22 protein-coding genes are annotated in these 24,726 nt (G+C 65.3%); 20 read left to right on the forward strand and 2 right to left on the reverse strand.

What is annotated here, in order from left to right; genetic code table 11:
- Window position 1: 1 nt before the first annotated feature.
- The 3 genes from AC3WLY_RS21920 (at window position 2) to AC3WLY_RS21930 (ending at window position 2,518) form a co-directional block, all read left to right on the forward strand.
- Window positions 2-1,483, forward strand: a complete 1,482-nt coding sequence (locus AC3WLY_RS21920) for an N-acyl-D-amino-acid deacylase family protein (protein ID WP_310142949.1) — start codon at window positions 2-4, stop codon at window positions 1,481-1,483.
- Between the two features lie 131 nt (window positions 1,484-1,614).
- Window positions 1,615-2,001 (forward strand): RidA family protein, encoded by a 387-nt coding sequence (locus AC3WLY_RS21925; RefSeq protein ID WP_492309931.1) that lies wholly within the window; start codon window positions 1,615-1,617, stop codon window positions 1,999-2,001.
- A gap of 97 nt (window positions 2,002-2,098) precedes the next feature.
- A complete protein-coding gene (locus AC3WLY_RS21930; protein WP_492309930.1) occupies window positions 2,099-2,518 on the forward strand; it encodes a bleomycin resistance protein in 420 nt (139 codons plus the stop codon).
- A 57-nt stretch (window positions 2,519-2,575) separates the two neighbouring features.
- Here the strand turns inward: AC3WLY_RS21930 and queF are convergent, their stop codons facing one another.
- Window positions 2,576-3,400, reverse strand: a complete 825-nt coding sequence (gene queF, locus AC3WLY_RS21935; RefSeq protein ID WP_175962041.1) for an NADPH-dependent 7-cyano-7-deazaguanine reductase QueF — start codon at window positions 3,398-3,400, stop codon at window positions 2,576-2,578.
- Between the two features lie 12 nt (window positions 3,401-3,412).
- Entirely contained in the window at window positions 3,413-4,936 is a 1,524-nt protein-coding gene (gene ilvA / locus AC3WLY_RS21940; protein ID WP_175962040.1) for a threonine ammonia-lyase, biosynthetic, read from the reverse strand.
- 578 nt (window positions 4,937-5,514) lie between these two features.
- Between ilvA and AC3WLY_RS21945 the strand changes: the two genes are divergently transcribed.
- The 17 genes from AC3WLY_RS21945 (at window position 5,515) to AC3WLY_RS22025 (ending at window position 24,653) form a co-directional block, all read left to right on the forward strand.
- Window positions 5,515-9,540 (forward strand): DUF3683 domain-containing protein, encoded by a 4,026-nt coding sequence (locus AC3WLY_RS21945; RefSeq protein ID WP_492309929.1) that lies wholly within the window; start codon window positions 5,515-5,517, stop codon window positions 9,538-9,540.
- Between the two features lie 87 nt (window positions 9,541-9,627).
- Window positions 9,628-10,071 carry an HIT family protein gene (locus AC3WLY_RS21950; RefSeq protein WP_034179010.1) on the forward strand — a complete coding sequence of 148 codons (444 nt, stop codon included), beginning with the start codon at window positions 9,628-9,630 and terminating at the stop codon, window positions 10,069-10,071.
- Window positions 10,068-10,481: a gamma-butyrobetaine hydroxylase family protein gene (locus AC3WLY_RS21955; RefSeq protein ID WP_425132687.1), complete on the forward strand. Its 414-nt coding sequence runs from the start codon at window positions 10,068-10,070 to the stop codon at window positions 10,479-10,481. Before AC3WLY_RS21950 ends, AC3WLY_RS21955 begins: the two co-directional genes overlap by 4 nt.
- A gap of 52 nt (window positions 10,482-10,533) precedes the next feature.
- Window positions 10,534-11,265 carry a bifunctional demethylmenaquinone methyltransferase/2-methoxy-6-polyprenyl-1,4-benzoquinol methylase UbiE gene (ubiE, locus tag AC3WLY_RS21960; protein ID WP_072443509.1) on the forward strand — a complete coding sequence of 244 codons (732 nt, stop codon included), beginning with the start codon at window positions 10,534-10,536 and terminating at the stop codon, window positions 11,263-11,265.
- A gap of 41 nt (window positions 11,266-11,306) precedes the next feature.
- Window positions 11,307-12,347, forward strand: coding sequence for a Tim44 domain-containing protein (locus AC3WLY_RS21965; RefSeq protein WP_034179007.1), 1,041 nt, complete (start codon window positions 11,307-11,309; stop codon window positions 12,345-12,347).
- Between the two features lie 164 nt (window positions 12,348-12,511).
- A complete protein-coding gene (locus tag AC3WLY_RS21970; RefSeq protein ID WP_072443507.1) occupies window positions 12,512-13,138 on the forward strand; it encodes a ubiquinone biosynthesis accessory factor UbiJ in 627 nt (208 codons plus the stop codon).
- Between the two features lie 12 nt (window positions 13,139-13,150).
- Entirely contained in the window at window positions 13,151-14,728 is a 1,578-nt protein-coding gene (gene ubiB / locus AC3WLY_RS21975; protein WP_072443505.1) for a ubiquinone biosynthesis regulatory protein kinase UbiB, read from the forward strand.
- A 17-nt stretch (window positions 14,729-14,745) separates the two neighbouring features.
- A complete protein-coding gene (locus tag AC3WLY_RS21980) occupies window positions 14,746-15,372 on the forward strand; it encodes a class I SAM-dependent methyltransferase (protein ID WP_175962038.1) in 627 nt (208 codons plus the stop codon).
- A 95-nt stretch (window positions 15,373-15,467) separates the two neighbouring features.
- Window positions 15,468-15,818, forward strand: coding sequence for an FmdB family zinc ribbon protein (locus AC3WLY_RS21985; protein ID WP_492309928.1), 351 nt, complete (start codon window positions 15,468-15,470; stop codon window positions 15,816-15,818).
- Window positions 15,819-15,879: 61 nt separating this feature from the next.
- Entirely contained in the window at window positions 15,880-16,530 is a 651-nt protein-coding gene (locus tag AC3WLY_RS21990) for a DUF502 domain-containing protein (protein ID WP_072443501.1), read from the forward strand.
- A gap of 67 nt (window positions 16,531-16,597) precedes the next feature.
- Window positions 16,598-18,400, forward strand: coding sequence for an aspartate--tRNA ligase (gene aspS / locus AC3WLY_RS21995; protein WP_034179002.1), 1,803 nt, complete (start codon window positions 16,598-16,600; stop codon window positions 18,398-18,400).
- A 59-nt stretch (window positions 18,401-18,459) separates the two neighbouring features.
- Window positions 18,460-19,590, forward strand: a complete 1,131-nt coding sequence (locus AC3WLY_RS22000; RefSeq protein ID WP_492309927.1) for an AAA family ATPase — start codon at window positions 18,460-18,462, stop codon at window positions 19,588-19,590.
- Window positions 19,587-20,171, forward strand: coding sequence for a DUF4276 family protein (locus tag AC3WLY_RS22005; RefSeq protein WP_492309926.1), 585 nt, complete (start codon window positions 19,587-19,589; stop codon window positions 20,169-20,171). The genes AC3WLY_RS22000 and AC3WLY_RS22005 overlap by 4 nt, the downstream gene beginning before the upstream one ends.
- A 71-nt stretch (window positions 20,172-20,242) precedes the next feature.
- Window positions 20,243-20,737, forward strand: coding sequence for a dihydroneopterin triphosphate diphosphatase (gene nudB, locus AC3WLY_RS22010; RefSeq protein ID WP_034179429.1), 495 nt, complete (start codon window positions 20,243-20,245; stop codon window positions 20,735-20,737).
- Window positions 20,734-22,008 carry a cardiolipin synthase ClsB gene (gene clsB, locus AC3WLY_RS22015; protein ID WP_492309925.1) on the forward strand — a complete coding sequence of 425 codons (1,275 nt, stop codon included), beginning with the start codon at window positions 20,734-20,736 and terminating at the stop codon, window positions 22,006-22,008. The genes nudB and clsB overlap by 4 nt, the downstream gene beginning before the upstream one ends.
- 199 nt (window positions 22,009-22,207) lie before the next feature.
- Window positions 22,208-22,807 (forward strand): TetR/AcrR family transcriptional regulator, encoded by a 600-nt coding sequence (locus AC3WLY_RS22020; RefSeq protein WP_034179000.1) that lies wholly within the window; start codon window positions 22,208-22,210, stop codon window positions 22,805-22,807.
- A 58-nt stretch (window positions 22,808-22,865) separates the two neighbouring features.
- A complete protein-coding gene (locus AC3WLY_RS22025) occupies window positions 22,866-24,653 on the forward strand; it encodes an acyl-CoA dehydrogenase C-terminal domain-containing protein (RefSeq protein ID WP_175962035.1) in 1,788 nt (595 codons plus the stop codon).
- Window positions 24,654-24,726 lie beyond the last annotated feature (73 nt).

The following is a 24,726-nucleotide window of genomic DNA, read 5'->3' on the forward strand; positions in this document are numbered from 1 at the left end:
CATGCATTCGCATCCCGAAGCCGCCGATACGCTGATCGTCGGCGCGCAGTTGTACGACGGCACCGGCGCACCGCCCGTCACGCGCGACGTCGCGATCCGCAACGGCGTGATCGCGGCGATCGGCAACCTGTCGAACTGGCTCGCCGAGACCGTCGTCGATGCGAACGGCCGCGCGCTCGCGCCGGGCTTCGTCGACGTGCACACGCACGACGACACGCACGTGATCCGTGCGCCGCAGATGCTGCCGAAGATCTCGCAGGGCGTGACGACCGTGATCGTCGGCAACTGCGGGATCAGCGCGTCGCCGGTGACGCTCGCGGGCGATCCGCCCGATCCGATGAACCTGCTCGGCGAGCGCGGCGCGTTCCAGTACCCGACCTTCGCCGACTACGTCGCGGCCGTGAACGACGCGCGTCCGGCCGTGAACGTCGCGGCGCTCGTCGGCCACACGGCGCTGCGCAACAACCAGATGGACCGCCTCGACCGCGCGGCGACCGGCGGCGAGATCGCCGCGATGCGCGCGCAGCTCGAGGAGGCACTCGCGAACGGCGCGCTCGGCTTGTCGTCGGGCCTCGCGTACGGTTCCGCGTTCGCGGCGCCGACCGAGGAAGTGATGGCGCTCGCCGAGCCGCTCGCGAATGCAGGCGCGCTGTACACGACGCACATGCGCACCGAGTTCGACGCGATCCTCGACGCGATGGACGAGGCGTATCGCGTCGGTCGCCATGCGCAGGTGCCGGTCGTGATCTCGCACCTGAAATGCGCGGGCCCGTCGAACTGGGGGCGCAGCACCGAAGTGCTCGAGTCGCTCGAGGGCGCGCGCCGCTACCAGCCGGTCGGCTGCGACTGCTATCCGTACAGCCGCAGCTCGTCGACGCTCGACCTGAAGCAGGTGACGGGCGACATCGACATCACGATCACGTGGTCGGAGCCGCACCCGGAAGTCGCGGGCAAGCTGCTGAAGGCGATCGCGGCCGACTGGGGCGTGACCGAGCAGGAAGCCGCGCAGCGCATCCGCCCGGCGGGCGCCGTGTACCACAACATGTCCGAGGACGACGTACGGCGGATCCTGTCGCACCCCGCGACGATGGTCGGCTCGGACGGCCTGCCGAACGATCCGCTGCCGCACCCGCGGCTGTGGGGCGCGTTTCCGCGCGTGCTTGGCCATTACGTGCGCGACACGAACCTGCTGCCGCTCGAGGAGGCGATCCGCAAGATGACGTCGCTGTCCGCGCGCCGCTACGGGATCGCGCGGCGCGGCGAGGTGCATGTGGGCTATCACGCGGATCTCGTGCTGTTCGATCCGGCGCGCGTGATCGACGCCGCGACGTTCGAGAAGCCGCAGCAGCCCGCGCACGGGATCGATGCCGTGTGGGTGAATGGCGTGCTGACCTACGAGAACGGCCAGCCGACCGGCGAGCGCGCCGGCGGCTTCGTCGCGCGCGGCGAGCGCGTGCCGGTGGGCGCCGAGGCTGCGTTCTGAGTCCGGACGCGGCGATTGTCCCGATCTTCGCGTGTGCCGCTGCCGGCGCGCGCATCCGCAACCGAGCGTTGCACGGGATCCGGGGCGGTGCTGAAGCGCCGGCCCGGGTCGACAAAACAAGGAGTGAAACGATGAAGCGATATGGCGTAGGCGAAGCGAAGGGTACCGGCGGCCAGGTGATGCCGTTCGCACGTGCGGTCGAGGCCGACGGCTGGCTGTACGTGTCGGGCCAGACGCCGATGGTGAACGGCGAGGTTGTCGAAGGCGGGATCGTCATGCAGTCGAAGCAGACGATCGAGAACGTGATCGCGATCCTGAAGGAAGCCGGCTACGGCCTCGAGCACGTCGTGCGCTGCGGCGTGTGGCTCGACGATGCGCGCGATTTCGCGTCGTTCAACAAGGTGTTCGTGTCGTACTTCGGCGAGCATCCGCCGGCGCGCGCGTGCGTGCAGTCGAGCATGGTCATCGACTGCAAGGTCGAGGTCGACTGCATCGCTTACAAGGCGCCGGCGAAGTAACCCCGCAACGGTGAGCCGATACGCAACGGGCTCGGCGCATTCATTTGCGCCGGGCCCGTTTTGTCATGTGCCGCACGATTGCGTTGAGAGGAAAAACATGGAATGGGCTGCGCTGGTGCCGGAGCTGGTCTGCACGGATCTTGCCGGAAGCGTTCGCTTCTATCGTGACGTGCTGGGATTCCGGATCCGCTTCGAGCGTCCGGAAGACGGATTCGCATACATCGAGATCGGCCCGGCCCAGCTCATGCTTGAACAGCACCGTCCGGAGAGCTGGCTGACGGGCCCGCTGGAACCGCCGTTCGGCCGTGGGATCAATCTGCAGATCGAGGTCGATTCGCTCGAACCCATTCACGCCCGGATCCGCGCCGCAGGCGTGGCGCTGTTCGTCGAGCCGCGCACTTCCTGGTATCGGCAGGACGACATCGAGCATGGCCAGATCGAGATGCTGGTGCAGGACCCCGACGGTTACCTGCTGCGCCTGGTGGAAATCCTCCCGGAGCGGCCGCTGCAAGGATGACCCCGGGCAGTCCGCCGTCCGGGATGCCGTGGCCCGCCGTTGAGAGGGGGCGCTCGCTCACTGCCGCGCCGTCCGCGCGTTGTCCGGCATCGGCTGGTTGTAGTTCGTGCGGAACGGGTTGATGTCGAGCCCGCCGCGGCGCGTGTAACGCGCGTACACCGCGAGCTTCACCGGTTTGCACGCATGCAGGATGTCGAGGAAGATCCGCTCGACGCACTGCTCGTGAAAGCCCGTGTGATTGCGGAACGAGATGATGTAGCGCAGCAGGCCGGCATGGTCGATCTGCGGCCCGACGTAGTGGATCTGCACGCTGCCCCAGTCGGGCTGACCGGTGACCGGGCAGTTCGAGCGCAGCAGGTCCGACACGAGCGTTTCCTCGACCGGCGCTTCGTTCTCGGCGGCCGACAGCAGCGACGGATCGGGTTCGTACACGTCGGTGTCGAGATCGAGCCGGTCGAGCGACAGCCCGTCGAGCTCGTCCATTTCCAGCTTGCCGAAATCGTGTGCCGACACGAGCTGCACGGCGACGCTCGCGCCGCATGCGGCCGACACGTCGCGCTTCAGCGTGTCGCGCACCGCGTCGATCGAGTCGAACTTCGACTGCGCGAACGAGCCGAGATACAGCTTGAACGACTTCGATTCGACGATGTTCGGCGATTCGGCCGGCACGTAGAAGGTCGCGACCGCGACCTGCGGCTTGCCGCGCGCGTTGAGCCACGACAGCTCGTACGCGTTCCAGATGTCGGTGCCGAAGAACGGCAGCGCCGACGCGATGCCGAGCTGCTCACGCGCGCCCGCGCGCGGGATCGGGAACAGCAGCGACGCATCGTACCGGGCTGCGTAGACGGTGGCCTTGCCGAGCGGGGAATGTTCGGGATTCATTGCACGACGCCTTTACGACAGGAAGAGGCGGTAAGCCGGGTTGGCGCTCTCTTCGACATACGGATAGCCGAGTGCCGCGAGGAAGCCCTCGAACTCGGCGCGATCGGCCTGCGGCACCTGCAGCCCGACGAGGATCGAGCTGTAGTCCGCGCCCTGGTTGCGGTAGTGGAACAGGCTGATGTTCCAGTCCGGCGCCATCGACGACAGGAACTTCATCAGCGCGCCCGGCCGCTCCGGGAATTCGAAGCGGAACAGGCGCTCGTCGAGCGCGAGCGGCGAGCGGCCGCCGACCATGTAGCGGATATGTTCCTTCGACAGCTCGTCGTGCGTCAGGTCGACGCTCTTGAAGCCGTGCGACTCGAAGTTCGCGGCGATCTCCGCCGATTCGCCGCGCCGGCGGATCTGCACGCCGACGAAGATATGCGCGGACTGTGCGTCGGCGATCCGGTAGTTGAACTCGGTGACGTTGCGGTCGCCGACGAGCGAGCAGAAGCGCTTGAAGCTGCCGCGCTCCTCGGGGATCGTGACCGCGAACACAGCTTCGCGCGCCTCGCCGACCTCCGCGCGTTCGGCGACGAAGCGCATCCGGTCGAAATTCATGTTCGCGCCGGACGTGACCGCGACGAGCGCCTGGTTCTCGATCCCCTCGCGTTCCGCGTACAGCTTCGCGCCCGCGACCGCGAGCGCGCCGGACGGCTCGAGTACGCTGCGGGTATCCTGGAACACGTCCTTGATCGCCGCGCACAGTGCGTCGGTGTCGACGGTCACGACGTCGTCCAGGTATTCGCGGCACAGCCGGAAGGTTTCCTCGCCGACGAGCTTCACCGCGGTGCCGTCCGCGAACAGGCCGACCTCGGTCAGCTCGACGCGTTCACCGGCCTTCAGCGACTGCGCCATCGCGCACGAATCCTCGGCCTGCACGCCGATCACCTTGATCTCCGGGCGCACGGCCTTCACGTATGCGGCGACGCCGGACGCGAGGCCGCCGCCGCCGATCGGCACGAAGATCGCGTGGATCGGGCCCTGGTGCTGGCGCAGGATCTCCATCGCGATGGTGCCCTGGCCGGCGATCACGTAAGGATCGTCGAACGGGTGGACGAACGTGAGGCCGCGCTCTTCCTGCACCTTGACCGCATGCGCATACGCGTCGCTGTACGACTCGCCGGCCTGGATCACCTCGACGCCCGGGCCGCCGTGCGCGCGCACCGCGTCCACTTTCACCTGCGGCGTCGTGATGGGTACGACGATCACCGCCTTGACGCCCATCCGGGCCGCCGAGAACGCGACGCCCTGCGCGTGATTGCCGGCCGACGCGGTAATCACGCCGCGCGCAAGCGCGTCGGCCGGAATGTGCGCCATCTTGTTGTACGCGCCGCGCAGCTTGAACGAGAACACCGGCTGGTTGTCCTCGCGCTTCAGGTAAACGGCATTGCGCAGCCGGGCCGACAGGTTGCGGGCGGGTTCGAGTTCCGTCTCGATCGCGACGTCGTAGACGCGCGCGGTGAGGATTTTCTTCAGGTAATCGTGGGATGCCATGGGCGCTCGCGTGCAGTGCGGAAGCAGACGGTAAAGGATCAATGATAGCGCCAAGGGTCCACCCGCATGCAAGCGGCATGCCGGGCGAGCGGTCGCGGGGCGGCGCGGGCGGTGCATTCGCGACGCCGGGCGTCCCGTTTTTACCGGTTTAACCGCGCGGTTACCGACCGGACGGGCGGCGAATGATCGCACGAATCCGCGCCGAACCAAGCCTGGCGCGGCTTGCGGGGATAGCCCCACGACCTGTCCGGCGTGTCACGCATGGCCCGATCATGGGTTAGAATTCCGTTTTGAATCAAGGATCGGAAGATGCAGAGGCACCCTCGGATCGCCCCGTTGAAGCCGACGCCGCGCGCAGCCAGCCCCGCGGCGGAACGGCACGCGCGCCGCGCGCGATCGTGCTGATGGTTCCGAGTGCCGCCAGGCCCTGTCGCCGGCCAGGAGGGGCGAATCAACGCCCGCTCCGGCCCCATGAAGGACAGCCGCGCGCCTGGTAACAGAACAGATTTCCCCAAGATTGCGCCCACGCGCTTGCCGACGCCCGTGCACGGGGTATCGGCCCTCCGAGTCGTCCGAACATGAACGCACCACAAGTTTTCGATCCGAATGGCGCGGCCGCCGCCGTCGCCGCCGACCCCGCGCCCCGGTTGCGCGAGATCCCCTACAACTACACGTCCTTCTCGGATCGCGAGATCGTGATCCGCCTGCTCGGCGAAGAGGCGTGGTCGGTGCTCGACGAACTGCGCGCCGAACGCCGTACGGGTCGCTCGGCACGGATGCTGTACGAAGTGCTCGGCGATATCTGGGTCGTGCGCCGCAATCCGTACCTGCAGGACGACCTGCTCGACAACCCGAAGCGCCGCGCGCTGCTGATCGAGGCGCTGAACCACCGCCTGACCGAGATCGGCAAGCGCCGCAGCGCGGATCTCACCGCGCACCGCGACGACGCGGGCCGCGAGCGCGCGGTGCGCGTCGAGATGCTCGAAGCCGCCGCGCAGCGCGCAGTCAATGAGTTCGCCGACGAATTCGCGAAAATGGCTGACCTGCGCCGCCGCGCGACCAAGGCGCTCGGCCGCTGCACGCAGAAGGACAACATCCGCTTCGACGGGCTGTCGCGCGTGTCGCACGTCACCGACGCGACCGACTGGCGCGTCGAATACCCGTTCGTCGTGCTGACGCCCGATACCGAAGCCGAGATCGCGGGCCTGATCAAGGCCTGCTTCGAGCTCGGCTTGACGGTAATCCCGCGCGGCGGCGGCACCGGCTACACGGGCGGCGCGGTGCCGCTCACGCCGTTCTCCGCGGTGATCAACACCGAGAAGCTGGAACAGCTCGGCGCGGTCGAGCTGACCGAGCTGCCGGGCGTCGCGCACAAGGTGCCGACGATCTTCTCCGGCGCGGGCGTCGTCACGCGCCGCGTGACCGAGGCGGCCGAGGCGGCCGGCTACGTGTTCGCGGTCGATCCGACTTCGCTCGACGCGTCGTGCATCGGCGGCAACGTCGCGATGAACGCGGGCGGCAAGAAGGCCGTGCTGTGGGGCACCGCGCTCGACAACCTGGCCTGGTGGCGGATGGTCGACCCGGACGGCAACTGGCTCGAAGTCACGCGCCACGAGCACAACCAGGGCAAGATCCACGACATCGCGGTCGCGCGCTTCGAGCTGAAATGGTTCGACGGCGCATACGCGCCGGGCGAGAAGCTGCTGCGCACCGAAATGCTCGAGATCGAAGGCCGGCGCTTTCGCAAGGAAGGGCTCGGCAAGGACGTGACCGACAAGTTCCTCGCCGGCCTGCCGGGCGTGCAGAAGGAAGGCTGCGACGGGCTCATCACGTCCGCGCGCTGGGTGCTGCACAAGATGCCCGCGCACACGCGCACCGTCTGCCTCGAATTCTTCGGCCAGGCGCGCGAGGCGATCCCGAGCATCGTCGAAATCAAGGACTACCTGTTCGAAACGTCGAAGCAGGGCGGCGCGATCCTTGCTGGCCTCGAGCACCTCGACGAGCGCTACCTGCGCGCGGTCGGCTACGCGACCAAGAGCAAGCGCAATTCGTTCCCGAAGATGGTGCTGATCGGCGACATCGTCGGCGACGATGCGGATGCGGTCGCGCACGCGACGTCCGAAGTGATCCGGATGGCGAACGGCAAGAGCGGCGAGGGCTTCGTCGCGGTCAGCGCGGAGGCGCGCAAGCGCTTCTGGCTCGACCGCAGCCGCACGGCCGCGATCGCGAAGCACACGAACGCGTTCAAGATCAACGAGGACGTCGTCATCCCGCTGAACCGGATGGGCGAGTACACCGACGGCATCGAGCGGATCAACATCGAACTGTCGCTGAAGAACAAGCTGCAGCTCGTCGACGCGCTGGAAGCGTTCTTCCGCGGCGGCAACCTGCCGCTCGGCAAGACCGACGACGCCAACGAGATCCCGAGCGCCGAGCTGCTCGAGGATCGCGTCCAGCAGGCGCTGGAGCTGCTCAAGCGCGTGCGTGCGCGCTGGGAATTCGTGCGCGACCGGCTCGACCAGCCGCTGCGCGAGGCGCAGCACTACCTCGTGCAGCTCGGCTATGAGGCGCTGGCCGAGAAGTTCGCGGATCGCGCGGACGAGCAGCCGGGCGCGACCGTGTTCCACATCACGCAGGACCGCACGGTCCGCATCTCGTGGAAGCAGGAGATCCGCGCCGAGCTGCGCGCGATCTTCAACGGCGGCGCGTTCAAGCAGATCCTCGACGAAGCGCAGGCGATCCACAAGCAGGTGCTGCGCGGCCGCGTGTTCGTCGCGCTGCACATGCACGCGGGCGACGGCAACGTCCACACGAACATCCCGGTCAACTCCGACAACTACGAGATGCTGCAGGACGCGCACGCGTCGGTTGCACGCATCATGAAGCTCGCGCGCTCGCTCGACGGCGTGATCTCCGGCGAGCACGGGATCGGCATCACGAAGCTCGAGTTCCTGACCGACGACGAGATCGCCGAATTCCGCGCGTACAAGCAGCGCGTCGACCCGAACGGCCGCTTCAACAAGGGCAAGCTGCTCGACGGCGCCGATCTTCGCAACGCGTACACGCCGAGCTTCGGGCTGATGGGCTACGAGTCGCTGATCATGCAGCAGTCCGACATCGGCGCGATCGCCGATTCGGTGAAGGACTGCCTGCGCTGCGGCAAGTGCAAGCCGGTGTGCGCGACCCACGTGCCGCGCGCGAACCTGCTGTACAGCCCGCGCAACAAGATCCTCGCGACGTCGCTGCTGGTCGAGGCGTTCCTGTACGAGGAACAGACGCGCCGCGGCGTATCGATCAAGCACTGGGACGAGTTCAACGACGTGGCCGACCACTGCACGGTGTGCCACAAGTGCGCGACGCCGTGCCCGGTGAAGATCGACTTCGGCGACGTGACGATGAACATGCGCAACCTGTTGCGCAAGATGGGCAAGAAGAAATTCAACGCCGGCAATGCGGCGGGCATGTTCTTCCTGAACGCGACCAATCCGCAGACGATCAACGCCGCGCGCAGCGTAATGATGGGCGTCGGCTACAAGGTGCAGCGCTTCGCGAACGACATGCTGAAGAACGTCGTGAAGAAGCAGACGCAGCACCCGCCGGCGACCGTCGGCAAGCCGCCCGTCGTCCAGCAGGTGATCCACTTCGTCAACAAGAAGATGCCGGGCAACCTGCCGAAGAAGACGGCGCGCGCGCTGCTCGACATCGAGGACAACAAGATCGTGCCGATCATCCGCAACCCGAAGTCGACGACCGTCGATTCGGAGGCGGTGTTCTACTTCCCGGGCTGCGGTTCCGAGCGCCTGTTCTCGCAGGTCGGGCTCGCGACGCAGGCGATGCTGTGGGAAGCGGGCGTGCAGACGGTGCTGCCGCCGGGCTACCTGTGCTGCGGCTATCCGCAGCGCGGCTCGGGCCAGTACGACAAGGCCGAGAAGATCGTCACGGACAACCGCGTGCTGTTCCACCGGGTCGCGAACACGCTGAACTACCTCGACATCAAGACGGTGGTCGTGTCGTGCGGCACGTGTTACGACCAGCTCGCCGGCTATGAATTCGACAAGATCTTCCCCGGCTGCCGGATCATCGACATCCACGAGTTCCTGCTCGAGAAGGGGATGAAGCTCGACGGCGTAACGGGCACGCGCTACATGTATCACGACCCGTGCCATACGCCGATCAAGACGATGGACCCGGTCAAGCTCGTCAACGAGCTGATGGGCGCGGAGAAGGACGGCTACAAGATCGAGAAGAACGACCGTTGCTGCGGCGAATCGGGCACGCTCGCGGTCACGCGCCCGGACGTGTCGACGCAGGTCCGCTTCCGCAAGGAAGAGGAAATCCGCAAGGGTGCCGCGAAGCTGCGCAGCATCCCGGTCGTCGCCGACGGCGCGAGCGCACCGGCGCCGGCTGCGAACGCCGGCCCGGACGTGAAGATCCTGACGAGCTGCCCGTCGTGCCTGCAGGGCCTGTCGCGCTACAACGAGGATGCGAACATCGAGGCCGACTACATCGTGGTCGAGATCGCGCGCCAGGTGCTCGGCGAGAACTGGATGGCCGATTATGTCGCACGTGCGAACCATGGCGGGATCGAGCGCGTGCTGGTCTAATGCGGGCATGACGACCGCCCGACCGGGCTTGGGATGAGAGCGGGCGCCGGCGCCGATGCGCGGGCGCCCGCCCACATGGGAGCGACGATGGAATGCGTGTTTTGCCGTGAAGACGGCGGCGAGCTGCTCTGGCGGGACGATGCGCTGCGCGTCGTGCTGGCAACGGGCGAGCACGACTACCCGGGCTTCTGCCGGGTGATCTGGGGTGCGCACGTGGCCGAGTTTTCCGATCTCGGCGAGCCCGAGCGGGCACACCTGATGCGCGTGGTCTATGCGGTCGAGCGGGCCGTGCGCCGCGTGATGCAGCCGAACAAGGTGAATCTCGCGAGCCTCGGCAACATGGTGCCGCACGTGCACTGGCACGTGATCCCGCGCTTCTCGAACGACGCCCATTTCCCGCAGCCCGTGTGGGCGCCGCGCCAGCGCGGCGTGTCCGAGGCGCTGCTGCGCACGCGCGCCGCTCAGGCCTCGCTGCTGCACAATGCGGTGCGCGAGGAAATTCAACGAACGACCGATTCGAGGCAGCCATGAGCGGTTTGACTTCCAAGACGCCGATTCCGTCCGGCGTCGTCGTGCACGCGGTATCGCGCGTGCTCGAATTGCAGTACCCGAACGGCGACAGCTACCGGATTCCGTTCGAGCTGATGCGCGTCTATTCGCCGTCGGCCGAGGTGCGCGGCCACGGGCCCGGCCAGGAGACGCTGCAGACGGGCAAGCGCGAGGTGACGATCACCGCGCTCGAAGGCGTCGGCAACTATGCGCTGCAGCCGACGTTCTCCGACGGCCATTCGACCGGCATCTACTCGTGGGACCTGCTGTACGAACTGGCGACGCAGCAGGACGCGCTGTGGCGCGACTATTTCGACAAACTGAAGGCGGCGGGCGCCGATCGCGACGCCCCGATGCAGGCGGCCGCGGCGCCGCACGGCCACTGCCACTGAAATCGACGGCGCCCGCTCGGCGCCGTCTTGCCATTTACTGAGGATCAACGCGATGAGCAAAACCCACTTCGGCTTCGAAAGCGTCGAGGAAAACGAAAAAGCGAAGAAAGTGGCGGGTGTGTTCCATTCGGTCGCGAGCAACTACGATCTGATGAACGACCTGATGTCGGCGGGCATGCACCGCGCGTGGAAGGCGTTCACGATCGCACAGGCGAACGTGCGCCCCGGCTTCAAGGTGCTCGATATCGCGGCCGGCACCGGCGACCTGACCAAGTCGTTCGCGAAGGCGGCCGGGCCGACGGGCGAGGTCTGGCACACGGACATCAACGAATCGATGCTGCGCGTCGGCCGCGACCGGCTGCTCGACAAGGGCATCGTGACGCCGTCGCTGCTGTGCGACGCGGAGAAAACTCCCTTTCCGGACAACTACTTCGACGTCGTCACGGTCGCGTTCGGGCTGCGCAACATGACGCACAAGGACGCCGCGCTGGCGGAAATGCGCCGCGTGACGAAGCCCGGCGGCCGCGTGATGGTGCTGGAATTCTCGAAAGTCTGGGATCCGCTGAAAAAAGCGTACGATCTGTATTCTTTCAAAGTATTACCGTGGCTTGGCGACAAGTTCGCGAAAGATGCTGAAAGTTACCGGTATCTTGCTGAATCTATCCGGATGCACCCCGATCAGGACACGCTGAAGACGATGATGGAACAAGCGGGCCTCGATGCCGTCAAATATTACAATTTGTCAGGTGGCGTGGTAGCTTTACACATGGGAACCAAGTACTAAGGGGTTCTTCCCATACATTTGTCTTACATCTGGAGAAAGTGATGTCCGAATCGCGTTCGTTGTTCAACCGTAGCAAGCCGTCGAAGCCGTGGGCTCGACGGGTCGGCACGCTGCTGATGGTCGGCCTGCTCACGGCCGGCACGTTCGCGTCGCTCGACGCCGAAGCCAGGCGCATGGGGGGCGGGCGCAGCATCGGCCGCCAGAATTCCACCGTCACGCAGCGCCAGGCCACGCCGCCCGCGCAGCAGCCGATGCAGCAGGCCGCGCCGTCGCAGGCGCAGCGTGCCAACCCGGCCGCGCCCGCGCCGGCCGCACAGCCCAACCGCTCGCGCTGGCTCGGGCCGATCGCCGGCCTCGCGGCCGGTCTCGGCATCGCGGCGCTGCTGTCGCACTTCGGTCTCGGCGAAGCGTTTGCCGGCATGATGTCGAACATCATCGTGATCGCGCTGCTCGCGATGATCGGCATCTGGCTGGTGCGCAAGTTCATGAACCGCCGTCGTTCGCAGGAGCCCGCGTATTCGGTCGGCGGTTCGGCGTCGTCGTCGGGCGGCTACTCGCAAAGCCCGTCGTTCCAGCAGGGCAACACCGGCAGCAACCAGGCGGGCAGCGGCAGCAGCTACGCGAACGAAGCGCAAGGCGTGTTCGGCGGCGGTGCCGCGGCTGCCGGCGCGGCAGCGGGTGCGATGGCCTCGGCCGCACCGCTCCAGGTGCCAGCCGGCTTCGACACCGAAGCGTTCCTGCGCAGCGCGAAGGTCTATTTCGTGCGCCTGCAGGCTGCGTGGGACCAGGGCAACCTGGCCGACATCCGCGAGTTCACGACGCCCGAAATGTTCGCCGAGATCAAGATCGACCTCGATTCGCGCGGCAACGAGTCGAACCAGACCGACGTCGTGCAGCTCGACGCGGAACTGGTCGCGATCGAGGATCGCGGCATCGAGCAGTCGGCGAGCGTGCGCTTCCACGGCCTGATCCGCGAATCGGCGAATGCGTCGGCCGCGCCGTTCGACGAAGTGTGGAACCTGTCGAAGTCGGGCAGTCAGGGCTGGCTGCTCGCGGGCATCCAGCAGCTCAACACGCACTGAGCATGACCGACGGCCGGCGCCGCCGGATGCCCGGGCGAGCGCCGCCGCACTGCGACCGCTTGCCGCCCGGGTGTACGGTCGGGCACGGTCTGCCGACGATCCGACGTTACAATAGAAACCCGCGTGGGCGCCCGGCCTGCGCGGGTTTTTTCTTTCCCAGCCCGATGACCTTTGCCGCCAAGCCTTTTGCTGCTGCTGTCAATCACCTGCTCGCGCGCGAATCGTGGGCGCGCGACCGCCTGATTCCGTATGCGGGCAAGACTGCCCGGATCGACGTGCCCCCCGTCACGCTCACGCTGCTGGTGCAGCCCGACGGCTACCTGTCGGCCGTCGACGCGCACGATGCGCAACAGGTCGACGTGTCGATCGCACTCGCGGGCGACACGGTCGCCGCGTTCCTGCAGGGCGGCCAGGCGGCGGTGATGAAGCACGTGAAGATCGACGGCGATGCGGAGTTCGCGACGCAGATCGCGAAGCTGGCCGAGCACCTGCGCTGGGAACCGGAGGAAGATCTCGCGAAGCTGGTCGGCGACGCGGCGGCACACCGGATCGCGACGGTCGTGCGCGACGCCGGCGCGCGCGCGCGACGCACCGGCCGCAACGTGCTCGATTCCGTCGCCGAGTACTGGCTCGACGAGAATCCGCAAGTCGTCCGGCGCACGGCGCTCGGCGGCTTCGACGCCGAACTGGCGCGCGCACGCGATGCGCTTGCGCGGGTCGAAAAGCGGGTCGAGCGACTCGAACAAAAAATCGGCGCGCGCACGGGTTCAGGCCCGCGCGGCGCGCACTGAGGGCCGCAGGGCATGCGCATTTTCCGTTTCATCAAGATTGTCTACACCGTCATCCGCTTTGGCCTCGACGAAGTGATGCTGTCCCGGATCGACGACCGTCGCGTGAAGCTGCTGCTGCGGATCACGACGATCGGCCGCCGCTACTCCGATCCGCCCGCCGTGCGGCTGCGTCACGCACTCGAAAGCCTCGGCCCGATCTTCGTGAAGTTCGGCCAGGTGCTGTCGACGCGTCGCGACCTGCTGTCGGTCGATTTCGCGAACGAACTCGCGAAGCTGCAGGACCAGGTGCCGCCGTTCGATTCGGCGGTCGCGATCGCGATCATCGAGAAGTCGCTCGGTGCGCCGGTCGACGAGCTGTTCGACGAATTCGAGCGCGAGCCGATCGCGAGCGCGTCGATCGCGCAGGTGCATTTCGCGAAACTCAAGCAGGGCTTGCACGCGGGCAAGGCCGTCGCCGTGAAGGTGCTGCGCCCGAACATGCTGTCCGTGATCGATTCGGATCTCGCGCTGATGCGCGACATCGCCATCTGGACCGAGCGCATGTGGGCCGATGGCCGGCGCCTGAAGCCGCGCGAGGTCGTCGCCGAATTCGACAAGTACCTGCACGACGAGCTCGACCTGATGCGCGAGGCCGCGAACGGCAGCCAGTTGCGCCGCAATTTCGCGGGCCTCGACCTGCTGCTCGTGCCCGAGATGTTCTGGGATTTCTCGACGTCGCAGGTGCTCGTGATGGAGCGCATGACCGGCGTGCCGATCAGCCAGGTCGAGACGCTGCGCTCGGCCGGCGTCGACATCAAGAAGCTCGCGCGCGAAGGCGTCGAGATCTTCTTCACGCAGGTGTTCCGCGACGGCTTCTTCCATGCGGACATGCACCCCGGCAACATCCAGGTGAGCCTCGACCCGAACACGTTCGGCCGCTACATCGCGCTCGATTTCGGGATCGTCGGCGCGCTGTCCGATTTCGACAAGAATTACCTCGCGCAGAACTTCCTCGCGTTCTTCAAGCGCGACTATCACCGCGTCGCGACGCTCCACCTCGAATCGGGCTGGGTGCCGCCCGAGACGCGCGTCGAGGAGCTCGAAAGCGCGATCCGCGCGGTGTGCGAGCCGTATTTCGACCGTGCGCTGAAGGACATCTCGCTCGGCCAGGTGCTGATGCGCCTGTTCTCGACGTCGCGCCGCTTCAACGTCGAGATCCAGCCGCAGCTCGTGCTGCTGCAGAAGACCATGCTGAACGTCGAAGGGCTCGGCCGCTCGCTCGACCCCGAACTCGACCTGTGGAAGACCGCGAAGCCTTACCTCGAGCGCTGGATGACCGAGCAGATCGGCCTGCGCGGCTGGTACGAGCGTTTCAAGGTCGAGGCGCCGCAGTGGAGCAAGACGCTGCCGCAACTGCCGCGCCTGATCCATCACGCGATGGCGGCGCGCCATGACGCGCCGCGTGCCGCGAGCGAGGACCTGATGCGTCAGGTCCTCGTCGAGCAGAAGCGTACCAACCGGCTGCTGCAGGCGCTGCTGATCTTCGGCCTCGCCGTCGGCGTCGGGGCGCTCGTCGCGCGCGTGCTGCTGGCGCTCGCGTACGGCGCATGACCGAAAGGAGCAGGGCGATGTCCGATCCGAAGCAACCGGCCGCACCGGCGGCCGCCGATTTCGCGACGCGCGACCCCGGCAACGCGTCGTTCTGGGACGAGCGTTTCGAGCGCGGCGTGACGCCGTGGGAATTCGGCGGCGTGCCGGACGGCTTTCGCGTGTTCGCGCACCGGCTCGAGCCGTGCGCGGTGCTGATTCCCGGCTGCGGCAGTGCGCAGGAGGCCGGGTGGCTCGCGCAGGCCGGCTGGCCCGTGCGTGCGATCGATTTTGCCGCGCAGGCGGTGGCTGCCGCGAAGGCGCGGCTCGGCGCGCATGCGGACGTCGTCGAGCAGGCCGATTTCTTCACGTACCGGCCGCCGTTCGACGTGCAGTGGGTGTACGAGCGCGCGTTCCTGTGCGCGCTGCCGCCGAGCCTGCGCGCCGACTATGCGGCACGGATGGCCGGGTTGCTGTCCACGGACGGATTGCTGGCCGGCTATTTCTTTCTGACGGCGAAACCGAAGGGGCCGCCGTTCGGGATCGAGCGTGCCGAACTCGACGCGCTGCTCGCGCCGCACTTCGAACTGATCGAGGATTTGCCCGTGACCGATTCGCTGCCGGTGTTCGAAGGGCACGAGCGCTGGCTCACGTGGCGCCGCCGCTGACGCCCGGGCGTCGAGGCCGTTGCCGGAGCGCGCCGAGGTTTCGGCTATAATTCAAGGTTTTGCAAGCCGTTTCCAGTTTCCGCGGGAAAAATATCATGCCGATCTACGCCTATCGATGCGAAGCGTGTGGTTTCGCGAAGGACGTGCTCCAGAAGATGAGCGACGCGCCGCTGTCGCAGTGCCCGGAATGCGGGAAGGATGCGTTTCGCAAGCAGGTCACTGCCGCGGGCTTCCAGCTGAAGGGTTCGGGTTGGTATGTCACCGATTTCCGCGGCGGCTCCGGCGGCGCCAGCGCACCGGCGACGACGTCGGGCGACGCGGCGCCGGCAGCCGCTGCGGCGGCCACGCCCGCATCGGATGCGCCGGCTGCATCGAGCAGTTCCGAAAGCACGACGACGAGTGCCGCGCCGGCCCCGGCCGCAGCGCCCGCCGCCGCCAGCAGTTGACCGTCGCGGCCCGGCCGGGCCGCGACCACCCCGCGCCGCCGGCGCGGTTCATTGACGGCAGATGATGAAAAAGACGACCCTGAAATCGGTGTTTCTGACCGGCCTGCTGGTTCTCGTCCCGCTCGCGATCACGCTGTGGGTGCTCGGTCTCATCATCGGCACGATGGACCAGACGCTGCTCCTGCTGCCCGAATCGTGGCAGCCCGAGCGGATGCTCGGCTTCCACCTGCCGGGGATCGGCGCGGTGCTGACGCTCGCGTTCATCTTCGTCGTCGGGCTGGCCACGCGGAATTTCATCGGCCAGAAGCTCGTCACCTGGTGGAATGCGGTCGTGCGCCACATCCCGGTCGTCGGGCCGATCTACACGAGCGTCAAGCAGGTATCGGATACGCTGCTGTCGAGCAGCGGCAACGCGTTCCGCAAGGCGCTGCTGATCGAATACCCGCGCCGCGGCTCGTATACGATCGCGTTTCTGACCGGCACGCCCGGCGGCGACGTGCTCAATCATCTGACGGAAGAATACGTGAGCGTATACATCCCGACGACGCCGAACCCGACGTCGGGCTTCTTCCTGATGCTGCCGAAGAGCGAAGTCATCGAACTCGACATGTCGGTCGATGCCGCGCTGAAGTACATCGTCTCGATGGGCGTCGTGGCGCCCCTGGCGCCGGCTCCGGCGCCCGCCCGCCGCCCCGTCGAGCCGCCGCTGTAAGTAAAGAATCATCGCCCGGGCCGCGCGTTGCGGCGCCCGTTGATCAAACCGAACGAAAGCAAACATCATGTCGATGCGTACTGAATACTGCGGTCTCGTGACCGAACACCTGCTGGGCCAAACCGTGTCGCTGTGCGGCTGGGTGCAGCGCCGCCGCGATCACGGCGGTGTGATCTTCATCGACCTGCGCGATCGTGAAGGCCTCGTGCAGGTGGTGTGCGACCCGGATCGCGCGGAGATGTTCGCGACCGCCGAAGGCGTGCGCAACGAGTTCTGCGTGCAGATCAAGGGCCTCGTGCGCAACCGTCCGGACGGCACGGTCAACGCCGGCCTGAAGAGCGGCAAGATCGAAGTGCTGTGCCACGAACTGAACGTGCTGAACGCGTCGGTCACGCCGCCGTTCCAGCTCGACGACGACAACCTGTCGGAAACGACGCGTCTCACGCACCGCGTGCTCGACCTGCGCCGTCCGCAGATGCAGCACAACCTGCGCCTGCGCTACCGCGTCGCGATCGAGGCGCGCAAGTACCTCGACGAGCAGGGCTTCATCGACATCGAAACGCCGATGCTGACGAAGAGCACGCCGGAAGGCGCGCGCGACTACCTCGTGCCGTCGCGCGTGAACGCGGGCCAGTTCTTCGCGCTGCCGCAGTCGCCGCAGCTGTTCAAGCAGCTGCTGATGGTCGCGAACTTCGACCGTTATTACCAGATCACCAAGTGCTTCCGCGACGAAGATCTCCGTGCCGACCGTCAGCCGGAATTCACGCAGATCGACTGCGAGACGTCGTTCCTCGGCGAGCAGGAAATCCGTGACCTGTTCGAAGACATGATCCGTCACATCTTCAAGACGACGATCGACGTCGAGCTCGACGCGACCTTCCCGGTGATGCCGTACTCGGAAGCGATGGCGCGTTTCGGCTCGGACAAGCCGGACCTGCGCGTGCAGCTCGAATTCACCGAGCTGACCGACGCGATGAAGGACGTCGACTTCAAGGTGTTCAGCACGCCGGCCAACGCGAAGGACGGCCGGGTCGCGGCGCTGCGCGTGCCGAAGGGCGGCGAGCTGTCGCGAGGCGACATCGACGGCTACACGGAATTCGTGCGCATCTACGGCGCAAAGGGCCTCGCCTGGATCAAGGTCAACGAGAAGGCGAAGGGCCGCGACGGCCTGCAGAGCCCGATCGTCAAGAACCTGCACGACGCGTCGATCGCGGCGATCCTCGAGCGCACCGGCGCTGAAGACGGCGACATCATCTTCTTCGCGGCCGACCGCGCGAAGGTCGTCAACGACAGCCTCGGCGCGCTGCGCCTGAAGATCGGCCATTCGGAATTCGGCAAGGCGAACGGCCTCGTCCAGGCCGGCTGGAAGCCGCTGTGGGTCGTCGATTTCCCGATGTTCGAATACGACGACGAAGATGCGCGCTACGTCGCTGCGCACCACCCGTTCACGAGCCCGAAGGACGAGCACCTCGAGTACCTCGAGACCGACCCGGGCCGCTGCCTCGCGAAGGCATACGACATGGTGCTGAACGGCTGGGAAATCGGCGGCGGCTCGGTGCGTATCCACCGCGAGGAAGTGCAGAGCAAGGTGTTCCGCGCGCTGAAGATCGGCGCGGAAGAGGCTCAGCTGAAGTTCGGCTTCCTGCTGGACGCGCTGCAGTACGGCGCGCCGCCGCACGGCGGTATCGCATTCGGCCTCGACCGCATCGTCACGATGATGGCCGGCGCCGACTCGATCCGTGATGTGATCGCGTTCCCGAAGACGCAGCGTGCGCAGGATCTGCTCACGCAGGCACCGAGCCCGGTCGACGAGCGTCAGCTGCGCGAACTGCACATCCGTCTGCGTCAGCCGGAACAGCCGAAGGCTTAACGTTGGGTGTAGTCCGCACCCAACGCACATGTGGTTGACTTGACTTCATTGAGGTTCTTATGCAAGTGACGCATCTTATTTTACGCAATTGGCGTAACTTCAAGGACGTCGACTGCGCTATCGGTGGGCGAACATTCATCATTGGCCCAAACGCATCGGGAAAGTCTAACTTTCTCGATGTATTCCGATTTCTCCGCGATATAGCGAACGATGGTTTGGCCAAGGCTGTTTCTGTCCGTGGCGGAATTTCTATGTTGCGATGTTTGAGTGCGCGAGCATACTCAAACATCGATATTCAGATTGCTATTTCGGATGAAAACGAGTCGTGGGTCTATCGACTTGTTATAAATAGAGATAATTTGCGTCGCCCGGTTGTTCGTGAGGAACGAGTTTTTCTAAATGATCGAGAAATTGTCCATCGTTTGCCTCCGCAAGACGAGGAGGATACCGAGCGACTGCGTTATACATCGCTTGAGCAGGTTGTTGCAAATCAAGAATTCCGCAAACTTGCGGAGTTTTTGAAAACTGTTTCGTACCAAAGTTTAGTGCCGCAAGTTGTTCGGGATGCGAAGGCGTTTTCGCCTGTGCCGGTGATAGACGATCCTTTCGGTCGAGATTTTTTGCTGAGAATATGGACAACCGAGAAGAAGATCAGAGAGTCGAGGCTTAAGAAGATCGGCGCGGCACTCAGGGTGGCCGTTCCTCAGTTGACTTCAATTACCGTTGATATGGACGAGGTCGGGTCCCCGCACTTGGTCGTCGGGTTTGAGCACTGGCGACCAAATGCGGCAAAGCAGACCGAAAGAGATCTGTCGGACGGGACACTGAGACTACTTGGGTTGCTGTGGACTTTTTTCGAGGGTGTTGGGCCGCTGTTGTTGGAAGAGCCGGAAATATCGCTGCATAAAGAGGTTGTTGTTAGGTTGCCGCAGATTATCGATAAAATCAACAGATCTCGAAAAATTCGGCGGCAGGTGATCATTAGTACCCATTCTGAAGAAATGCTGCGCGATCCTGGTATTGCTGCTGAGGAAACGTTGAGATTGGAGCCGGGGCAGAATGGGACAAAAGTGATTGCGGCGTCCGAGGTAGATAAGTCAATGATTAGCGCCGGTTTGACCGTTGCGGATGTGATTTTGCCGAAATCTGCCCCAAAAAATGTAAACCAACTGTCATTGGCATTTGAATGATTGTCAATTCTCTTGTTGAGGGGCCACTCGACGAGGCAGTGGCAAAGCGAATCGTGACATATGCCGGGCACCAAATTGGAGCGTGTTACGGTAGGAATGGTGTCGGATATATAAAGACAAAAATCAAAGGATTTAATCAGGCAGCCCAAGCCGCTCCTATTTTGACGTTGGTTGATCTGCGAGATACAGGTATGCGGTGTCCTAGTGAGGTGCGGGAGGCATGGATTCCGAATCAGCATCCGAGGATGGTATTTCGTCTTGTCGTGCAAGAGATCGAATCATGGCTCTTGGCTGATAGGAAAGGGATGGCAAAATTTCTTGGGGTTCCCGTTGCTAAGGTTCCTGATTCGGTCGAAGAGATCGAACAACCAAAAGTTGCACTCGTTAACGTTGCGCGGAAATCGAGAAGTAAAAAAGTAATCGAGTTACTGGTTCCGGAGAGCGGTTTGTCGGTTAGCGTTGGGCGGCAGTACGTCTCAGAAATGATCCGATTTGCTACAGACATATGGGATGTTGATGCGGCGCGAACAGAGTCGGCGAGCCTAGACGCATGTGTGAACCGTTTGGCGGCGCTTACCTAGGGCTCAGGTGGACGCAGATTGCGATGGTGTTACTCTGCTTGTTGTATGACAACGATGTCTAACCACGAGTGATGACGAAGCCGCCGAAAATCCCCGAATCCGTTCTCGTCGTGATCTACACGCCCGACCTCGATGTGCTGGTGATCAAGCGTGCCGACCAGCCCGATTTCTGGCAATCGGTGACCGGATCGAAGGACGCGCTCGACGAGCCGCTCGCGGTCACGGCCGCGCGCGAAGTGGCCGAGGAAACCGGCATCTCGGTCGGCACGCCGGACGTGCCGGCCACCGCGCTGGTCGACTGGCGCCACCGGATCGAATACACGATCTATCCGCAATACCTGCACCGCTATGCACCGGGCGTCACGCGCAACACCGAACACTGGTTCGGCCTGTGCGTGCCGCGTCGCGTCGACGTGACGCTGTCGCCGCGCGAGCATGTGGATCACGCATGGCTGCCGTTCCGCGAGGCGGCCGCGCGCTGCTTCTCGCCGTCGAACGCGGAGGCGATCCTGCAATTGCCCGTGCGCGTCGCACTCGCGCGCACGCCGCACGGCTCGTCCGCATGACTGCGGAGGCTCGCAAGCGCTTCGCGCAATTGCGGCAGATGTTCCTGCAGGAACGCGGCTCCGCGTCGCGGCTCGCGTTCACGGCGGGCAACACGGTGCGGCTGTGCGAAGGCGGCGGCGAATTCTTCCGGGCGCTGATCGAGCGGATCGATGCCGCGCGCGAGCAGGTGATGCTCGAAACCTATATCTTCTGCGACGATGCGGCCGGCCGGCCGGTGTCGGATGCGCTGATCCGCGCGGCGCAGCGCGGCGTGCGCGTGCGCGTGATCACCGACGGCGTCGGCACCGCGCGCCTGCCGCTGTTCGACACGTGGGCAGAGGCCGGCGTCGAGCACTGCATCTACAACCGTTTCCTGTTCGGCCGCTTCGGCTTCTCGCGCACGCACCGCAAGCTCGCGGTGATCGATCACGCGGCCGCGTTCTGCGGCGGCATCAACATCATCGACGACTACGCGCAAAACGGCACGACGCTGCCGTTTCCGCGCTGGGATTTCGCGGTCGAGATGGCGGGGCCGGCAGTGTCCGACGTGCGCGCCGCGTTCGAGCTGCAGTGGCACCGGATCCAGTTCGGCCACAAGCCGTACGAACAGTACGCGGCCGGGCTGCATGGCGGCGAAGCGTTCCCCGACATGTTCCGGCGCTGGATACGCAGCCACCGGTGGATCAAGGCCGGCGCGCTGCGGGTCGTGACGGAACCGAGCGTCGCGTTCGTCGCACGCGACAACGTCGTGAACCGCCGCGCGATCGAGAAGGCCTATCTCGCGGCGATCGGCCAGGCGCGCCAGCGGATCCTGGTCGCGAATCCGTATTTCATGCCCGGCCGCAAGCTGCGCCGTGCGCTGACGGGCGCCGCGCGACGCGGCGTCGACGTGCGGATCCTGATCGGCCGCAAGGAGTTCGCGGCGCTCGATACGGCCGTGCCGTTCCTCTATCACACGCTGCTGCGCGCGGGCGTGCGCGTCGCCGAATACGACAAGACGATGCTGCACGGCAAGGTGGCCGTGATCGACGACACCTGGGCGACGGTCGGCTCGTCGAATCTGGACGCGCTGAGCCTGATGCTGAACAATGAGGCGAACGTCGTGCTGGTGCGCTACGATTCGGTCACGAACGAACTGCGCGACGCGATCGCGGCCGCGTTCGCCGACGGCCGGGAGATCGACGCCGCGCGATTCGCCGCGCGCCCGCGCATCGAGCGTATGCTGAACTGGCTCGCCTATACCGTGTATCGCGTCGTGATGAAGGCGCTGACGGTCGGCAGTTACGACTGACGCGGACTAAGCATTCGCTTCAAAAATCTGTCCGCACGTTCGTGCGGAAAAGCCGCTCCGGTCCCGCCGGAATCGCGCAAAATAGCGGCTCGGTTAGACACCGGTTTCTAATAATTTCCTTGTTTCGCGAGCGGCCGCACTCAATAATAGTACGGCCGTTCGATTTTATTCGAACCCCCGAACGGTTACAGAAATAGCTATGCGAAAAGGCGAACAGACGCGTGCCGCGATACTTGAAGCTGCTTTGGACCTCGCCAGCCGTGACGGGCTGGAGGGGCTGACGATCGGCCTGCTGGCCGAGCGCATGCAGATGAGCAAGAGTGGCGTGTTCGCGCACTTCGGATCGCGCGAGGACCTGCAGGTCGAGGTCGTCCGCGAGTATCACCATCGTTTCGAAAACGAGGTGTTCTTTCCGAGCCTGCGCGAAGCGCGCGGCCTGCCGCGTCTGCGGGCGATGCTGGCGCGCTGGATCGAGAAGCGCATCCAGGAGGTGACGACCGGATGCATCTACATCAGCGGCGCAGTGGAGTACGACGACCGGCCGGACAGCCCCGTGCGCGAGCAGTTGATCGCGAGCGTGACGGCCTGGCGTGCCGCGTTGCTGCGCGCCATCTCGCAGGCGATGGAAGAGGGGCATCTGCGCACGGATACCGATCCGGACCTGATGCTCTTCGAGTTGTACAGCTTCACGCTCGGCCTGCATCACGACGCACGTTTCCTGCATTCGCCGGATGCCGTGCGCCTCACGTGGGCCGCGCTGGAAAAGACGATTGTTTCGTATCAGAGCGAGAGCCGTTAGCGGCGCGTGATCCGCCCGCCAGGAGCTCGAGCCGTTTTGCCCACCTTTGGAGAGAGTCATGGGACAGTACGCCGCGCCGCTGCGCGACATGCAATTCGTGTTGCACGAGCTTCTGAACGTCGAAGCCGAAGTCAAGCAAATGCCCAAGCATGCGGACCTCGACGCCGACACGATCAACCAGGTCCTCGAGGAGGCGGGCAAGTTCTGCTCCGAGGTACTGTTCCCGCTGAACCAGGTCGGCGACCGCGAAGGCTGCACGTATGAAGGCGACGGCGTCGTGAAGACCCCGACCGGCTTCAAGGAAGCCTACCGGCAATACGTCGAGGCCGGCTGGCCGGCGCTCGGCTGCGATCCGGACTACGGCGGCCAGGGCCTGCCCGCGTTCGTGAACAACGCGCTCTACGAGATGATGAACTCGGCGAACCAGGCATGGACGATGTATCCGGGCCTGTCGCACGGCGCGTACGAATGCCTGCACGCGCACGGCGCACCGGAACTGCAGAAGACCTACCTGCCGAAGCTCGTGACGGGCGAATGGACCGGCACGATGTGCCTGACCGAGCCGCACTGCGGCACCGACCTCGGCATCCTGCGCACCAAGGCCGAACCGAACGGCGACGGCTCGTACTCGATCAGCGGCACGAAGATCTTCATCTCGAGCGGCGAACACGACATGGCGGAGAACATCGTCCACCTCGTGCTCGCGCGCCTGCCGGACGCGCCGCAGGGCACGAAGGGCATCTCGCTGTTCATCGTGCCGAAGTTCATTCCCGACGCGGCGGGCGAGCCGGGCGAGCGCAACGGCATCAAGTGCGGCTCGATCGAGCACAAGATGGGCATCCACGGCAACTCGACCTGCGTGATGAACCTCGACAACGCGAAGGGCTGGATGGTCGGCGAGCCGAACAAGGGCTTGAACGCGATGTTCGTGATGATGAATGCAGCCCGTCTCGGCGTCGGCGCGCAGGGCCTCGGCCTCACGGAAGTCGCGTACCAGAATTCGCTCGCGTATGCGAAGGAGCGCCTGCAGATGCGCTCGCTGACGGGCCCGAAGGCGCCGGACAAGCCGGCCGACCCGATCATCGTGCACCCGGACGTGCGCCGCATGCTGCTCACGCAGAAGGCGTACGCGGAAGGCGCACGCGCGTTCACGTACTGGTCCGCGCTGCAGATCGACAAGGAACTGTCGCACGCCGACGAAGCGGTGCGCAAGGAAGCGGCCGACCTCGTCGCGCTGCTCACGCCGATCATCAAGGCGTTCCTGACCGACAACGCGTTCGAGTGCACGAACCACGCGATGCAGATCTACGGCGGCCATGGCTTCATCTCCGAGTGGGGCATGGAGCAATACGTGCGCGATGCACGGATCAACATGATCTACGAAGGCACGAACTCGATCCAGTCGCTCGACCTGCTGGGCCGCAAGGTGCTCGGCGACATGGGCGCGAAGCTGAAGAAGTTCGGCAAGCTCGTCACGGAATTCGCGGAAGCCGAAGGCGTGAAGCCGGAAATGGCCGAGTTCATCAACCCGCTCGCCGACATCGGCGACAAGGTGCAGAAGCTGACGATGGAAATCGGCATGAAGGCGATGCAGAACCCCGACGAAGTCGGCGCTGCCGCCGTGCCGTACCTGCGCACCGTCGGCCACCTGGTGTTCTCGTACTTCTGGGCGCGGATGGCGCGCCTCGCACTCGATAACGAAGCGTCGGGCGATCCGTTCTACAAGTCGAAGCTCGCGACGGCCCGCTTCTACTTCGCGCGCCTGCTGCCCGAAACGGCATCGACGATCCGCGCCGCGCGCGCCGGCTCGAAGACGCTGATGGAAGTCGACGAATCGCTGTTCTGACGCGAGTCCGGGCGGTGCGCTGCGTGCCGCCCGAACGCAACGGTTCCTGGTACTCACTTCTCCGTGCAGCCCT

Source organism: Burkholderia sp. FW306-1C-G01B, from assembly GCF_058781685.1.